The organism is Pseudomonas sp. PDM22 (genome assembly GCF_014851965.1).
GTDB lineage: Bacteria > Pseudomonadota > Gammaproteobacteria > Pseudomonadales > Pseudomonadaceae > Pseudomonas.
The window spans coordinates 1-255 of sequence record NZ_JACVAR010000065.1; the positions used below are offsets into that span (position 1 = coordinate 1).

Genomic DNA, 255 nt, shown 5'->3' on the forward strand with positions numbered 1-255 from the left:
TCAACGCCGAAGAAGCCAAGGCCCAGCAGACCATCAGCGGCAAGGCCTCGGGTGAGTTCCAGGCTGGCGACGTGGTGAGCTTCAAGCTCAACGGCACCGACTACAGCGCCAAAGTGGCTGCAGACGGAAGCTGGAGCGTGAAGGTGGCCGGCGCGGATCTCGCGGCGGAAACCAGCATCCACGCCACCCTGGTGGCGCACGATGCGGCGGGCAACGTGGCCGACGTGGTCGCCGATCACGCGTACACCGTGATCG

1 protein-coding gene is annotated in these 255 nt (G+C 66.3%); it reads left to right on the top strand.

Going from position 1 to position 255, the window contains the following annotated elements; translation table 11 throughout:
• Window positions 1-255, top strand: a 255-nt coding sequence (locus IB255_RS30670) for an Ig-like domain-containing protein (RefSeq protein WP_192211308.1), incomplete at both ends; no start/stop codon positions are given.